The sequence below is a fragment of the Devosia sp. XK-2 genome (assembly GCF_037113415.1).
Classification (GTDB): domain Bacteria; phylum Pseudomonadota; class Alphaproteobacteria; order Rhizobiales; family Devosiaceae; genus Devosia.
In genome coordinates, this window is record NZ_CP146608.1 from 3,451,782 (window position 1) to 3,465,945 (window position 14,164).

At 62.9% G+C, this 14,164-nt stretch carries 12 protein-coding genes and 1 tRNA gene; 3 read left to right on the forward strand and 10 right to left on the reverse strand.

Annotated features, from left to right (window positions below; translation table 11 throughout):
* Positions 1 to 46: 46 nt before the first annotated feature.
* Positions 47 to 1,057, forward strand: a complete 1,011-nt coding sequence (locus tag V8Z65_RS16960; protein WP_338721326.1) for a Gfo/Idh/MocA family oxidoreductase — start codon at positions 47 to 49, stop codon at positions 1,055 to 1,057.
* Between the two features lie 28 nt (positions 1,058 to 1,085).
* Here the strand turns inward: V8Z65_RS16960 and V8Z65_RS16965 are convergent, their stop codons facing one another.
* Entirely contained in the window at positions 1,086 to 1,640 is a 555-nt protein-coding gene (locus tag V8Z65_RS16965) for a helix-turn-helix domain-containing protein (protein WP_338721327.1), read from the reverse strand.
* Positions 1,641 to 1,721: 81 nt separating this feature from the next.
* Here V8Z65_RS16965 and V8Z65_RS16970 point away from each other — a divergent pair, with 81 nt between their 5' ends.
* Both V8Z65_RS16970 and V8Z65_RS16975 read left to right on the forward strand, forming a co-directional pair.
* On the forward strand, positions 1,722 to 2,750 hold the full coding sequence (locus tag V8Z65_RS16970; protein ID WP_338721328.1) for an aldehyde reductase: 1,029 nt from the start codon (positions 1,722 to 1,724) through the stop codon (positions 2,748 to 2,750).
* 85 nt (positions 2,751 to 2,835) lie between these two features.
* Positions 2,836 to 2,911, forward strand: a tRNA-Ala gene (locus V8Z65_RS16975).
* A 24-nt stretch (positions 2,912 to 2,935) separates the two neighbouring features.
* Here V8Z65_RS16975 and V8Z65_RS16980 read toward each other — a convergent pair.
* From V8Z65_RS16980 to V8Z65_RS17020, 9 genes are all read right to left on the reverse strand, one after another.
* Positions 2,936 to 3,313 (reverse strand): DUF1850 domain-containing protein, encoded by a 378-nt coding sequence (locus V8Z65_RS16980; protein WP_338721329.1) that lies wholly within the window; start codon positions 3,311 to 3,313, stop codon positions 2,936 to 2,938.
* On the reverse strand, positions 3,310 to 5,430 hold the full coding sequence (locus V8Z65_RS16985) for a TRAP transporter permease (RefSeq protein ID WP_338721330.1): 2,121 nt from the start codon (positions 5,428 to 5,430) through the stop codon (positions 3,310 to 3,312). The genes V8Z65_RS16980 and V8Z65_RS16985 overlap by 4 nt, the downstream gene beginning before the upstream one ends.
* 66 nt (positions 5,431 to 5,496) lie before the next feature.
* Entirely contained in the window at positions 5,497 to 6,450 is a 954-nt protein-coding gene (locus tag V8Z65_RS16990) for a TAXI family TRAP transporter solute-binding subunit (protein ID WP_338721331.1), read from the reverse strand.
* A 141-nt stretch (positions 6,451 to 6,591) separates the two neighbouring features.
* Positions 6,592 to 7,926 (reverse strand): sigma-54 dependent transcriptional regulator, encoded by a 1,335-nt coding sequence (locus V8Z65_RS16995; RefSeq protein ID WP_338721332.1) that lies wholly within the window; start codon positions 7,924 to 7,926, stop codon positions 6,592 to 6,594.
* Complete coding sequence (locus tag V8Z65_RS17000; RefSeq protein WP_338721333.1) at positions 7,923 to 9,725, reverse strand: ATP-binding protein; 1,803 nt, start codon at positions 9,723 to 9,725, stop codon at positions 7,923 to 7,925. The genes V8Z65_RS16995 and V8Z65_RS17000 overlap by 4 nt, the downstream gene beginning before the upstream one ends.
* A 158-nt stretch (positions 9,726 to 9,883) precedes the next feature.
* Positions 9,884 to 10,669, reverse strand: coding sequence for an SDR family oxidoreductase (locus tag V8Z65_RS17005; protein ID WP_338721334.1), 786 nt, complete (start codon positions 10,667 to 10,669; stop codon positions 9,884 to 9,886).
* Positions 10,666 to 11,592, reverse strand: coding sequence for a dihydrodipicolinate synthase family protein (locus V8Z65_RS17010; protein ID WP_338721336.1), 927 nt, complete (start codon positions 11,590 to 11,592; stop codon positions 10,666 to 10,668). The genes V8Z65_RS17005 and V8Z65_RS17010 overlap by 4 nt, the downstream gene beginning before the upstream one ends.
* A 19-nt stretch (positions 11,593 to 11,611) precedes the next feature.
* Positions 11,612 to 12,472, reverse strand: coding sequence for an amidohydrolase family protein (locus tag V8Z65_RS17015; RefSeq protein WP_338721337.1), 861 nt, complete (start codon positions 12,470 to 12,472; stop codon positions 11,612 to 11,614).
* Positions 12,469 to 14,160, reverse strand: coding sequence for a dihydroxy-acid dehydratase (locus tag V8Z65_RS17020; protein ID WP_338721338.1), 1,692 nt, complete (start codon positions 14,158 to 14,160; stop codon positions 12,469 to 12,471). The genes V8Z65_RS17015 and V8Z65_RS17020 overlap by 4 nt, the downstream gene beginning before the upstream one ends.
* Positions 14,161 to 14,164: the final 4 nt, after the last annotated feature.

The following is a 14,164-nucleotide window of genomic DNA, read 5'->3' on the forward strand; positions in this document are numbered from 1 at the left end:
GATGGCCACAGCGAGGCTACCCAACGCAAAAAGGAGGGACCGGACTATGAGCACACACAAGATTCGCTGGGGCATTCTGTCCACCGCCAATATCGGCATGGAAAAGGTAACCCCGGCCATTCAGGCCTCACCCAGCTCCGAGGTCGTGGCCATTGGCTCGCGCGATGCGGCCAAGGCCCGCGCCGCCGCCGACCGGCTCGGCATCGCCAAGGCCTATGGCTCCTATGAAGAGCTCTTCGCCGATCCCGATATCGACGCCATCTACAATCCCCTGCCCAATCATCTGCACGTGCCCATGACATTGGCCGCGGCCCGGGCCGGCAAACATGTCTTATGCGAAAAACCCATTGCCCTTTCGGCATCCGAGGCCGAACAGCTCCGAGACATCCCCAAAGACGTGGTTTTCATGGAAGCCTTCATGGTGCGCTTCCACCCGCAATGGCACCGGGCGCGCGAGATTATCCGCGCGGGCGAACTGGGAGAGATCCGCGCGATCAATGCGGTCTTCACCTATCACAATGTCGATCCGGGCAATGTGCGTAATCAGGCCGATATCGGCGGCGGCGGCATTATGGATATTGGCTGCTATCCGATTACAGCGGGGCGCTTTTTCTTTGAGGGTGAACCCGAGCGCGTCGTCTCGCTGGTCGAGCGCGACCCCAATTTCGGCACCGACCGACTGGCTTCGGTTCTTGCCGATTTTGGCACCGGGCGGCAATTGAGCTTTACCTGCTCCACCCAGGCCGCACCGCACCAGCGCGTGCAGATCTTCGGCACCAAAGCCAAAGCCGAAATCATCATTCCCTTCAATGCGCCCGCCAATGAGCGCACCGCGATCACCGTCGATATCGGTTCGCCCGTGGATGGGTCGCTGGCCCGGCGTGAAATCCTGCCCGCCTGCGACCAATATACCGAACAGGCCGAAGCCTTCACCCAGGCAGTGCTGGGCAAGACACCGCTGCCCTATGGGGTCGAGGACGCCATCGCCTCCATGCGGGTGATCGACGCCATTTTCGAAAGCGAAAAGACTGGCGCCTGGGCCAGGGTGGCCCGCTAAGCCTGATCGGGCTGGCTATTGGCTGGCCCTAGCCGCCCAGTTCCGGCCCGATCAGCCGCTCGGCCAGGATCATCAGATCAGTGGAAAGGTTGGCCGAGGCAATGCCCTCCTCGGCCACACCCTTGGCCGCGGCCAGAACCAGCCGCGCGAGGGGCTCGGGCCGGGCAATGCCGGCGGCCTGCAGTTCACCGGCCAATCTCTGGGCAATTTCCTCATTCGAGCGCGCGAAAAGCTCTGCCCCCTCATGATGGGCTGCAAACAATTCGTCCGCATGGACAGACCCGGCCACCGCCGCCGCGACAACGTCGAATTTCGCCACCAGTGCCCGCCCAATCCGGTCCGCCACCGGCCCCTCACTACTCAAAGCGGCGTCAAATGCGGCATGTTTGTCGGCGACCAATTGCTCCAGCAAGGCACCAAACACGGCATGTTTGTCGGCAAATTGCGCATAGAGCGTAGGCTTGGCGATCTGCGCCTCGCGCGCAATAGCCTCCATAGTGGTGGCGCGTAAGCCATTGCGCAAAAACAGGTTTCGCGCCGCAAACAGGATACGCTCCCGCTTCTCCGCTCCACGTCCGGTCACATTCAATGCCAAATTCATCCTCGTGTATTGAACAAATTGAACGATATTCGTATATATCGTTCAATTCAAGGAGCACCAACCATGTCCAAGCCCAGCAGTGACACCGTTCTTCTGACCGGCATATCCGGCTTTCTCGGCGGCCACGTTGCCCTCGCCCTGCTCAATGCCGGTTATAAGGTGCGCGGCAGCGTCCGCAACCTTGCAAGAGCCGACAAGGTCCGCGCCACCCTTACAGCAGCGGGTGCCGACATCTCGAAGCTCGAATTTGTCGAACTGGACCTGACCGCAGACCAGGGCTGGGACGCGGCCATGGATGGCGTGCGCTATCTCCAGCACACCGCATCGCCCTTTCTGCTCAAAATGCCAAGCGACCGTAACCAATTGATCGGTCCGGCCGTGGCCGGCACGGAGCGAGCCATTACCGCCGCCCTCAAGGCCCAGGTCGAGCGCGTGGTTCTGACCTCCTCCATGGCGGCCATCGCCTATGGCCATGAAAAGACCGGCGCGCCTTTATTCTCAGCCAGCGACTGGACCCGGCTCGATGGCCGCCCGGTCAATGCCTATATCGAATCCAAGACCCGCGCGGAGCGGCGCGCCTGGGAAATGATGGAGGCGGCAGGCCGCCGCAACGACCTCGCGACCATCAATCCGAGCGGGATTTTCGGGCCCCTGCTCGACGAGGATCCGGGCACCTCGGCCATTCTGGTCAAGCGCCTGCTCGACGGTTCGGTGCCGGCTGCCCCGCGCATTCCCATTACCGTCGTCGATGTGCGCGACGTCGCAGCGGCCCATATCGCGGCCATGACCGACCCACAGGCCGGCGGCCAGCGCTTTCCCATGGCCGATAAGCCACTCTATTTCATCGACGTGGCCCGCCTGCTGCGCACGCACTTCCCCGACAGGAAAATACCGCGCCTGGAAATGCCCGATTGGGTCGTGCGGCTCTATGCCCTGTTCGACCGGGACGTGCGCGACAATCTGGGGGAACTGGGCTATGCCAAGCGCCTCGATTCGGGCCCGACAATCACCCTTCTGGGCAAATCCCTGGTCCCGGCCAATGACGCCCTGATGGCCACGGCCGAAAGCCTGATCAAACACAGGATCGTCTAGCCCATGCCGGGCGGCGGCGCGATCATATCGGCCGCCACACCCCCTTGCCCTCGGCCCCGATATTGTCCATATAGCGCCTTGGTGAGGGGCTGTAGCTCAGTTGGGAGAGCGCGTCGTTCGCAATGACGAGGTCAGCGGTTCGATCCCGCTCAGCTCCACCATTTTCCCCACCTCACGCGCCGAGATCACCCATCGGTGCTGCAAAGCGCTGCCGTCCAGATTTTGACGGGGTCTGCCGCGGCGGCACCAAGCTCGAGACAGGACTGCTCGGTGCAAAGCGTCCAGGGCGAGATTGTGGCGCCGGATGCTGCAAGAACGAGGGTCTCGACCGGCGCAAGATGCGGTGAATAGACCCACCTGCCATTGCGCTGCACCGCATTGCCGGGAAGATCGATCCCGGCGCCCGATCCTTCCACGCTGGCCTCCACGACCCTGAGCGCGCCGCCCTCGACAATCCAGTTTTCCGACCAGGTGGTCTTTTCCACCGAATGTGTCCAACTGAGCGAGAATGCGGTCGCCGCAAGCGCGATAAGCTTACCGCTTGCGGCGATGCACAGGCTCATGAAGCTTGCCCCGCAACATTCTGGCGCGCCTTGCGCGCCCGCCAGATCTGGAACGCGACAAGGGCCAGTCCCAAAGCGAAGCCGATTTCGTCAGTCATTGGCAGCGCCAGGATGAGCGTAATGCCTGCGACAAGGAAGGCTGCGCGCTCCACCACCCCGGCCCTGACGAAGAGGAAGCCGATAAGCCCCACGCCGGTCAGCCCTATACCCGCACAGGCCTTGAAGATCACATAGGCGACCTCCACCGGATAGCCGAAGGCCTCGGCCATCCAGCCGCCTTCCTGGAGCATCAGGGACGGCGTGAAGACGGCCATGAACGGGATCACGAATCCGGCCGCCGCCAGCTTGATGGCATTGAGCGAAATCTTGAGCCCGCTCGATTTGGCGATGGGCGCCGCCGCAAAGCAAGCCAATGCCACCGGCGGGGTGAGATCGGCCATGATGCCGAAATAGAAAACGAACATATGGCTGACCAGCAGCGGCACGCCCAGGTCAAGCAGCGCCGGTCCGGCCAGCGAGGAGGTAATGATGTAATTGGGGATAGTGGGAATGCCCATGCCCAGCACCAGGCAGGTCAGCATGGTCAGGACGAGCGAGAGGAAAAGATTGCTTTCCCCGATGCTGATAATGGCGCTGATAAAGGTCGAGGCAATGCCGGTGAGCGTCAGGGTGCCGATCACCACGCCCACCACCGCGCAGGCAACCCCCACGGGTAGGGCATTGCGCGCGCCCTGGGCCAGTGCGTCGCGGCAGATAACGAGTGTCTCCCGGCCGCCCTTGAACAAGGCACAGGCCCCGATCAGCCCCACGATCACAGCAAATAGCAGATTGACGCCGACCCAGGCGAACGAGGCTGCGGCCAGACCCAGCGCGACCCAGAACACCACGCGAAATGCCATAGGCCCGATACGGGCCGCCAGCGGCGTACCCAGGATCAGAACCACCACCAGCGCCAGGCCCATTGTGCCGGCAAAGACGGGCGTATAGCCGGCCATGAGCAGATAGATCAGCGCGGCAAGAGGCAGGATCAGGGGCCATTGCTCCTTGACCGCCAGCCAGGGATTGGGAAGCTGATCCCGGGGCATGCCCTTGAGCCCGAGCCTTGCCGCTTCCAGACGCACCATCCAGAAGCAGACGGCAAAGTAGAGTAGGGCCGGAATGATGGCCGCCTGCACAATCGCGGCATATGGAACATCGAGCGTTTCGGCCATGATGAAGGCAACCGCTCCCATGACCGGCGGCATGATCTGCCCGCCCATCGATGCTGTGGCCTCCACGCCCCCCGCAAAGGCGGCCCGGTAGCCGAAGCGCTTCATCAGCGGGATGGTGAACTGCCCGGAAGCTACGACATTGGCGACACCGGAGCCCGATATTGTGCCCATCAGCGCCGAGGACAGGACCGCCACCTGCGCCGGACCGCCCCGCGACCCGCCAACCAGGCCGAGGGCGAAGTCGTTGAACAGCTTGAGCATGCCGGCCCGTTCGAGAAAGGCGGCAAAGACCACGAAGATGAAGATGTAAGCAGCCGACACATAGATCGGTGTGCCGTAAATACCTTCCGTGCCGAAGCCGAAATGCTCAACGATCAGCTCGAAATCATAGCCGCGATGGATCAGCGGCGAGGGGAGGTACTGCCCGAAAAAGCAGTAGGCGAGGAAAATGCCCGCGATCAGCGCGAGCGGCCACCCCAGGATACGGCGCGCCGCCTCAAAGACCAGCACGACCACACTGGTGCCCACGACAAGGTCCATCGTGGTGAGAAAGCCGGTGCGGCGAATAAGGTCCGCGTAGAAGACCCAATTATAGACGCCGGTGAAAAACCCGACCGCGCCCAGCGCCCAGAACAGCGCTTTGGCCGGGGAGGACTTGGCCACCAGATTTGCCACCAGGCCGAAAGTCAGAAGCAGCAGAAAGCCAACATGCATGGCGCGCACGACCTGGCTTGGCAAAGCGCCATAGGCGGCGGTCCAGAGCGTGAACAGGGCAAAGGCAATGGCTATGCCAAAGGCGATCCTGCCGGTAATGCCCGGGCCGAAGCCCGGCGGCAGGCCCTCGGCAATATCCTCGTCGGATTGATGGGCGACGGCATCGGCCCGAACGTCACCGGATTGGGTCATAGGTCTCTTTCCTCCCAGAAGAGCAAGGTGCGGGCCCGCCGGCTAGGACGGCGGACCCTGTGGGCATTATTGAATGATGCCCTGTTCGCGGTAATAGCGTTCCGCGCCCGGATGCAGCGGGATAGGAAGACCCTTGATTGCCGCATTGATGTCGATGCTTTCGGCCGCGCTGTGGGCCGCCCGCATGCGGTCGAGATTTTCGAACAACAGCTTGGTCATCTGATAGGCGGTCTCTTCGCTGACGCCCTCATGGGACACAAGGATATTGCCGATAGCGGCGGTCGGCACATCCTCGTCCTGACCGCTATAGGTGCCGGCCGGAATGATGGCCGGGACATAGGGTTCGCCGATCTGCACGACCGTCTCTGCCGGGATGGCCACGATATTGATCTCGTGGGTGGCGGTCAGGTCCTGGATGAAAGCTACGCCCAGACCCGCGGACTGCAAGGTGGAATCGAGCTGGCGGTTTTTGATCAGTTCGGCCGATTCCGCATAGGGCAGATATTCCACCCGTCCAAGGTCATCATAGCTCAGGCCCGCGGCCTGGAAGATGGCGCGGGCATTGAGCTCCGTGCCCGAAGCGGGCGCTCCCACCGACATGGATTTGCCCGGCAGATCCTCCAGCGTTTCGATACCGGACTGCGCATCGGCAACGATCTGCACATAGTTGGGATAGATGGCAGCGATCGCCCGCAGGCCTTCCAACCGTTGCGGGAAGCCGGCCTCTTCATTGCCGGCCCAGGCCAAGGCCACCGAGTCGCCAAGGGCAAAGGCGATTTCCCCACGGCCCTGGGCCAGAAGGTTGAGATTTTCGACCGACGCCTTGGTTGATTGTACCTGGACGCGCGACCCTTCGATCCCGTCGCCATAGATTTCGCTAAGGGCAACGCCCAGCGGGTAATAGACGCCCGATGTGCCGCCGGTCAGGACGTTTATGAATTCCTGGCCATGGACGGCCGGCGTGGCAAGGGCGGTGCAAAGCAAGGCTGCCGCGCCCAGGCGCGTCATCACATTAGTCATCGATTTCCTCCCAAAAGGTTTGGTGGTCGCCGGTCATTGCGGCGTCCCGACCAATGAGGAGCAAGCCCCGTGCCAAACCGGCAGCATTGAAATCATTGACCTTTCTGGCGAGACCGGGCGAGATTTCGCCAGCCGGCAAGGTCAGCCTGGCAAAGTTTCGCCAGGCTCCGGCCCCGGGCGCAGGCCATATTTGGCGATTTTTTCATTGAGCGTGCGACGCGGCACGCCGAGGCGTTTGGCCGCTTCGGCCGTGGCACCGCCAGTATCGGCGAGCGTGGTAGCAATGATCCTGGCCTCATAGGCTGCAACCAGTTCGGGCAGATTGCCGGGCGCCGCCTGCTGCAGGGCCGGAGAATCGAGCCCGATCACCGCCCGCTCGGCATAGGATTTGAGCTCGCGAACATTGCCCGGCCAGCGCTGCTGCGACAGGTATAGGCCGAGCTCGGGTGGCAATTCCTTGAAGCCAAGGCCGTATCGCTCGGCCGCGCGGCGCGCGAACACAGCATAGAGCAGCGGCACATCCTCGGGCCGGTCGCGCAACGGGGGCAGCGGCAGATCAATAGTAGAGAGGCGAAAATAAAGGTCACTCCGGAACCGGCCGGCTTCGCTTTCCGCCTTGAGATCGACCTTTGTTGCGGCGACGAACCGGACATCGACCGGTATTTGCCGGTTGGATCCGATCGGCTCGACCACCCGCTCCTGGATGATGCGCAGCACCTTGGCCTGCAGCGCCAGAGGCATGGATTCGATCTCGTCGAGAAACACCGTTCCACCCGAAGCATAGGCTATGCGCCCCTGCCGCGGCGCCTGCGCGCCGGTAAATGCGCCGCGCTCATGCCCGAATATCTCGCTTTCGAAGATCGTTTCCGGAATGGCCGCGCAATTGATGGCCACGAACGGCCCGGCGCGGCGGTGGCCGAAATCATGCAATGCCCGGGCAACGACTTCCTTGCCCGTGCCGGTTTCGCCGGTGATCAGCACATCCACATCGATATCTGCCAGGCGCTGCACCGAGCGGCGGACTGCCGCCATGGCGGGAGAAATACCGATCAGCCTGGTATCCAGGTCCTCCGATCCCACCTGCAGGCGTCGGATTTCCCGCTTGAGCCGCCGCCGCTCCACGGCATTGTCGAGAATGGAAACCAGCTGATCGGCATCATAGGGCTTTTCGAGGAAGTGATAGGCGCCGGCCTGAATGGCTTCCACGGCCAGCGGCACATCGCCATGGCCGGTGAGCAGAATAACCGGCAGTTCGGGCTCGCGCTGGCGGATTTCGCGCAGCAAGTCGAGGCCGGAAAGGCCGGGCATGCGCATATCCGAGACCACGCAGTCGCAGGCCGCGCCATCGACGCCGCCGAGCGCCGCTCGGGGATCGCTGAAACTCTCAACCTCAAAGCCGCTGGCACCCAGCCAATCGGCTGCGGCAGCGCAGAGATCGGGCTCGTCATCGACAAAAACGATCCGGCCGCGCGTCATTTGGCAGGCTCGAGCTTGGGCTGATGGAAGGCCAGCGGCAGACAAACAGTCGCGCATGTGCCACCGCCCGGCGCTGACGTGAAACCCAGAGTGCCTTGATAATCCTCAAGGATGGCGCGGGATATGGAGAGACCCAGGCCCAAGCCCTCGCCGGTCGCCTTGGTCGTGAAGAATGGCTCCGTGATCTGGTCGGCAATGTCGTGTGGAATGCCGGGACCAGCATCGCAAAATTCCACCAAAGCCATATCCCCGGATTGTCCGAGCCTGACCAGAACCTGGGAATTGCCCATGCTGGCCGTGGCGTCGATCGCATTGATAAGAAGATTGATGAACACCTGCTCGATACGCACCGGGTTCACCGCGGCCATGATCGCCCTGTCCGCCCCCTCCAGCACCGTTGTGACGCCACTTTCCCTGGCCCTTGGCGCGACGATTTCGAGGGCCTCTGCGATAGATTGTTCAAGGGAGATCGGTTCGCTGGGCAGGCTCTTGGCGCGCGAGGAAAAGGTCCTCAAATTCTTGATGGTGCGCTGCATTCGCTTAAGCAGGTCACGACCGGCCTGGATGGAGGCGGCGGATTTCTCGATATTCTGCTTGCGGACATGCAGGCTTGCCGCGGCAAGCGTGTTGTCCAATGCCGAGAGTGGCTGGCTCACCTCGTGGACGATGGCTGCGGACATGCGCCCCAAAGCGGCCAGCTTGGCCGCATGGATCAGACTGTCCTGGGTGTGGCGCAATTCGTCTTCCGCGCGCTTTCTTTCTTCGACCTCGCGCGCCAGAGCACCGGTGCGTTCGGCTACACGACGCTCCAACACGGCATTCTGCTCAAGCCTGAAGCGCGTGAGCTGCTGCCGCTGATAGGCATAAAGACCCAGGAGCAGGCAGACCAGTGTGAGAAGACCCACGACACCGGCCACCAATTGGGCCTGATCGCGCACCGGTGCCGAGGGCAATGCGCTAAACAGGCGCCAGCCCTTAGGCGCGATCAGGGCGGTGCTCATGGCCAAACGCGGCAAGCCCTCCTGGCTGACCGTGGTCAGACCCGACGTCTCAAGCACGTCGACCAAAGGGACCCGGGAAAATACGTCATTACCGTCATAGCGACGCTCCGCCTGGATCCGCGTCTTGTCGGTGTCCGAGAGGGCATAAAGCGGGCGATAGCGCCAATTGGGCACACCGCTCAAAAACACGATGCCCGCGCTGTCGGCCACGCCGGTCATTTCGCCCGCCTCCGCCCAGACGCGCTCAAGCGGAGACATGTCGACCTTGACGACCGCCACGCCCAGCGGCCCATCCGGGCCATCGATACGGCTGGAGAGAAAATAACCCGGCACGCCGGTGGTTACGCCCACGGCATAATAGGCGCCCCGGCCCAGCGCGAGCGCATCGCTGAAATAGGGCCGGAAACCGTAATTGTGGCCCACAAAGGAACTGGGCAGATCCCAGTTCGAGGCAGCCAGGGTCAAGCCAGTCCGGTCGATGAGGTAGACCGCATCCGCCTGGGCGTGCCGGGCCACATTGGCCAGATAGCGATTGACCAGTTGCACGCGCTCATCCGAGGGCTGATTCAAAAGCGCCAGCACACGATTATCCTCGCCCAGCACCTGGGGCAGATAGGCGAAGCGTTCGATTTCGCTCTCGACCGATCGTTGCGACAGGGTCAGCCGGTCGCGCAACTGGCCGGCAAGCCGATCCATGCCGGCTTCATGGGCAAGCAGATAGGCTGCAGCGGCAAGACCGAATACAAGGACCGCGCCTGCAATGCGAAAATGCCATGTCGCTCTGCGCTGCCCGGCCACACGTCCTCCCCTGCACCTGCATTTTTGCTTTTCTTGCTCGCTAGCCTAGCGTCAAGCCGCGGCCGCGTCACGCACATCGAGTCCGACGCGGTTCGACCACCCTCCCCCTTGAAAGGTGGGAGGCGAAGAACAGATGATCAGCCTGGCGATGAAATGGCCTAGATGGACCTGATCATCCCGCCATCGATGCGGACCACGCTTCCGGTTGTATAGGAGGCGCGCTCGCTGGAGAGAAACGTCACCAAATCGGCCAACTCGTCCGGCCTGCCATAGCGGCCGGCCGGAATCGCCGCAATCGACTGAGCCCGGATTTCATCAATGCTCTTGCCGAGTCGCTTGGCGGCAGCCGCGTCCAGCTCGTCCACGCGGTCGGTATGGATACGCCCCTGAACCACGATATTGACCGTAATATTGTCAGCCGCGACTTCCCCCGCCAATGTCTTGCTCCATCCCACAAGCGACTGACGCAGGGCGTTCGAAATGGCCAGACGCGGTATCGGTGCCTCGACGCCCGATGAGGTGAGGCTCACGATGCGGCCCCATTTGCGGGCGCGCATGCCCGGAAGCACCGCCAGCGAAATCGCGATCAGCGGCGCGACCATGGCATTGAAGGCCTTAGCATAGTCATCCGCAGGCAGGTTTGCCGCTTCGCCTGGCGGGGGCCCGCCGGAATTGTTCACCAGAACGTCCACGCCGTCGATCTTGGCCAATTGCGCGGTCAGCGCCTCCACCGAATTGGGGTCGGCAAGGTCGAGCGGCAGCGCCGTGATGCCTCCGCCCAGCGCGCGATCAACCCGCGCATCGAGCGCGGTTATGGCCTCAACGGATCGGGCGGCCCCGATGACATGCGCGCCTTCATTGGCGAGAGCCACCGCAATGGCAGCGCCAAGGCCCTTGCTGGCGCCCAGAACAAGTGCGCGCTTGCCGTCCAGTCCCAGTTTCATGCGCCGATCTCCGCAAGGCGTTTCGTCTGGCGCGCAAGGAGGCGCTCAACGTCAACGATGTCAAGCTTGGACAGGCTTGCGCCTGGTTTGCGCAAAGCCGCGGATGAGATGACGCCGCGTTTGGCCAGGACATATTTGCGGGCCGCCAGGCCCAGGCCTTGCTGCTGCTCATAGCGGGCCAGGGGCAGGTAGGCGTCGAAAATGTCATGGGCGCGCTCGACATCGCCCCTGGCATAGTTTTCGACCACGCCAACCATCATTTCCGGGTAGCAGAAACCGGTCATGGCGCCATCCGCGCCGCGCCCCATTTCCTCTGGCAGGAACAGGCCGCCATTGCCACACAGAATTGAAATTCTGCGGGTTTCGCCTTTGTCCGATGAAGCGCGGAGGGCGGAAATCTTGCCCAGGCCCGGCCAGTCCTCATGCTTGAGCATGACGCAATTGGGCACCTCGCGCACGATGCGGTCGATGACCTTGGGCGCGATGGTGACATTGGTGGTCAGCGGATAGTCCTGCAGGACGAACGGGGTCGTGCCCAGGGCCTCGCCGACCGAGGCGTAAAAGGCATAGGCCTGATCGTCCGTCCTGGTGGTCCAGGGCGGCGCAACCATCACGCCGGCGGCGCCCATTTCCATGACGGTATCGGCAAGTTCGCGCATGGCCGCCAGACCCGGGGCCGTGACGCCGACAATGACGGGCACCTTGGCCCGCGCCAGCACGCGCCTGGCAATAGCCTTGGATTCGTCCGACGTCATCTTGGGGGCCTCACCAAGCTGCCCAAGAATGGTCAGGCCGGTAACGCCTTTCTCCTGGTAGAAATCGACCATGCGGTCGACGCTGGTCCAGTCAATCTCGCCATTGTCCAGAAAGGGCGTGACTGCAATGACATAGACGCCCTTTGCGTCCTCGGTCAGCAGTGGCATCGGCGTCTCCTTGATCTCTTCAATGCGAAAAATAGAGCATATTGGCGTTGTCCGCGAAGATGGCGGCATGGGTTTCGGACGGCAAAGCCTCAAGGCTCAACGCCACCAGATCATCATCCTCGGGCATGCTGGAGAAGAGCTCTGTATGCGGCCAATCCGTCGCCCATAAAAGCCGGCCTGGCGAGCGGGCCGCCAGCGTTTGCAGCGCTTGCTGGTAGCCATCATGCTTGTTTGTGTCACTGAGCCGATAGGGCGCGGAGATCTTGACATAGACCCGGCCGGTTTCCAGCACATGCAGGAGATCATCAAGAGCGGCGCCCGGCGGATCGAGCGGCATGAAGGCCAGATGGTCGATAACCCCGACCAGATCGTGCCGCCTGGCCAATTCGCCCACTGTCGCAATGGTCTCGGGTCCCACCTGAAACTGGGCATGCCATCCGAGCCGGCGCAGGCGCGGCGCCAGGGCTTCGAGCGCGTCAAAACCAATACCCGATTTATTGCGCAGATTGAAACGCACACCGCGCACGCCGGCCCTGTCGAGGCGGACAAGGTCTGCATCCGAGATGTCGGGCGAAATAACGACAATGGCCCGGAGGCGGTCAGGAGCTTGGGCCAGCGCCTCCAGCAGCACAGTATTGTCGAGGCCATAAACGCTGGGCTGCACCAGGACGCCCCGCGCAATGCCGAAACTATCGGCCAGCGCCAGCCAGCCCGAAATGGTTTCGATCCGGGGCGTATAGCTGCGCGGCAACGCCAGAGGCGCGCCATGAGCAAAGACATGGAAATGGGTGTCGCAACTTCCCGGCGGCAGGCGCAGATGGCGCGGATTGCGCAAGGGGCGCGGCGCCAGGCACAGCGGCGCCTCGATCGGCTCAGTCATCGCGCGGCCATAAGGAAGTCGAAATCGAGCCCGTCATCGGCCTGGGTCACATGCCGGTCATAGAGGCGGGCATAGCCGCGCGCCGGGGCTGCAGGCGCTGGCGGCAACTCGGCCATGCGTGCGGCCAGCTCCTCGGCGCCGATCAGCAGGTCGAGCTTGCGATTGGGGACATCGAGACGGATATGGTCGCCCGTTCTGACCGCCGCCAATGGCCCGCCATCGGCGGCTTCCGGGGTGATATGCAGGACGATAGTACCGAAGGCCGTGCCGCTCATCCGCGCATCGGAAAGACGCACCATATCCTTGACCCCCTGGCGCGCCAGGTGACGTGGAATGGGAATATAGCCAGCCTCGGGCATGCCAGGAGCGCCTTTCGGCCCGGCATTGCGCAAGACCAGAACGTCGTCGGCCGTGATCTCGAGGGACGGGTCGTCAAGCCGCTCGATCATGTCCTTGACCGAGTCGAAAACGACGGCGCGGCCTTCATGAAAAAGCAGCCGCGGATCGGCGGCGGAATGCTTGATGACGGCGCCGCGCGGCGCCAGATTGCCCGAGAGGACTGCAATGGCCCCCGAGGTTGAAATCGGCCGGCTGCGCGGGCGGATGATCTGCTCTTCATAGCGTGGTGGCTGCGTGCCGATCGTATCGGCAAGGGTGCCGCCAAAGGCTCGGGGCGCGGACAGATCGAGCAGATCGGAGAGCTCGGAAAGCAGCCGCGGCACCCCGCCGGCGGCATGAAATTCGCCCATATAACCACTGCCGGAGGGCTTGAGGTCAACCAGGACCGGAACCTGTTGCCCGATGGCATCGAACTCGGCCATGTCGAGCTTTTTGCCCAAGCGCCCATAAATGGCGGCGAGATGGACAACGGCATTGGTCGAGCCGCCAAGGGCCTGCAAGGTCACCAGCCCATTGCGCAAGGCGGCAGGGGTCAGCACCTCGGACGCGGTCAGTCCCGTCTCTGTCATGGCAACGGCGGCGCGGCCGGTTTCCTCGGCCAGGCGCATGCGTTCGGCCGATGTGGCGGCGGCCGAGCCGGCCATTGGCAACGCCAGGCCCAGGGCCTCCACCAGTGAGGCCATGGTCGAGGCAGTGCCCATGACGGTGCAGGTGCCCACCGAGCTTGCGAGCTTGCCATTGATTTCATTGACCTCGTCACCATCGATCTGGTCGGCGCGGTATTGCGCCCAGACGCGGCGGCAATCGGTGCAGGCACCAAGGCGCTCGCCACGATGATTGCCGGTGTCCATGGGGCCGGTTGGCAGCACGATAGCCGGTACCTCGCTGGAGGCGGCCGCCATGACCTGGGCGGGGATGGTCTTGTCGCACCCCCCGATCAGGATCACCGAATCCATGGGCTGGGCCCGCACCATTTCCTCGGTTTCCATCGCCATCAGGTTGCGCAGGAACATAGAGGTGGGCGAGGCAAAACTCTCGTGAATGGAGATGGTGGGAAAGACCATGGGCATGCCGCCGGCCAGCATGACGCCGCGCTTGGCCGCCTCGATGAGCTGCGGAACATTGCCGTGGCATGGATTATAGTCAGAATAAGTATTGGCAATGCCAACGATCGGCCGGTCCAGCGCATCGTCCGAATAGCCCATGGCCTTGATGAAGGCCTTGCGCAAAAACAGGGAAAAGTCCTGATCGCCATAGCTCGTCAAACGTCTGCGAAGCCCGCGCGTCACAATC

Bases quoted from the DNA above. Each gene is read 5' to 3' on its own strand.
- V8Z65_RS16985 (WP_338721330.1), bottom strand. From the start codon at position 5,430: ATGACCCAATCCGGTGACGTTCGGGCCGATGCCGTCGCCCATCAATCC.
- V8Z65_RS17010 (WP_338721336.1), bottom strand. From the start codon at position 11,592: ATGCCACTGCTGACCGAGGACGCAAAGGGCGTCTATGTCATTGCAGTC.
- V8Z65_RS16980 (WP_338721329.1), bottom strand. From the start codon at position 3,313: ATGAGCCTGTGCATCGCCGCAAGCGGTAAGCTTATCGCGCTTGCGGCG.
- V8Z65_RS16995 (WP_338721332.1), bottom strand. From the start codon at position 7,926: ATGACGCGCGGCCGGATCGTTTTTGTCGATGACGAGCCCGATCTCTGC.
- V8Z65_RS17015 (WP_338721337.1), bottom strand. From the start codon at position 12,472: ATGACTGAGCCGATCGAGGCGCCGCTGTGCCTGGCGCCGCGCCCCTTG.
- V8Z65_RS17005 (WP_338721334.1), bottom strand. From the start codon at position 10,669: ATGAAACTGGGACTGGACGGCAAGCGCGCACTTGTTCTGGGCGCCAGC.
- V8Z65_RS16960 (WP_338721326.1), top strand. From the start codon at position 47: ATGAGCACACACAAGATTCGCTGGGGCATTCTGTCCACCGCCAATATC.
- V8Z65_RS16970 (WP_338721328.1), top strand. From the start codon at position 1,722: ATGTCCAAGCCCAGCAGTGACACCGTTCTTCTGACCGGCATATCCGGC.
- V8Z65_RS16990 (WP_338721331.1), bottom strand. From the start codon at position 6,450: ATGACTAATGTGATGACGCGCCTGGGCGCGGCAGCCTTGCTTTGCACC.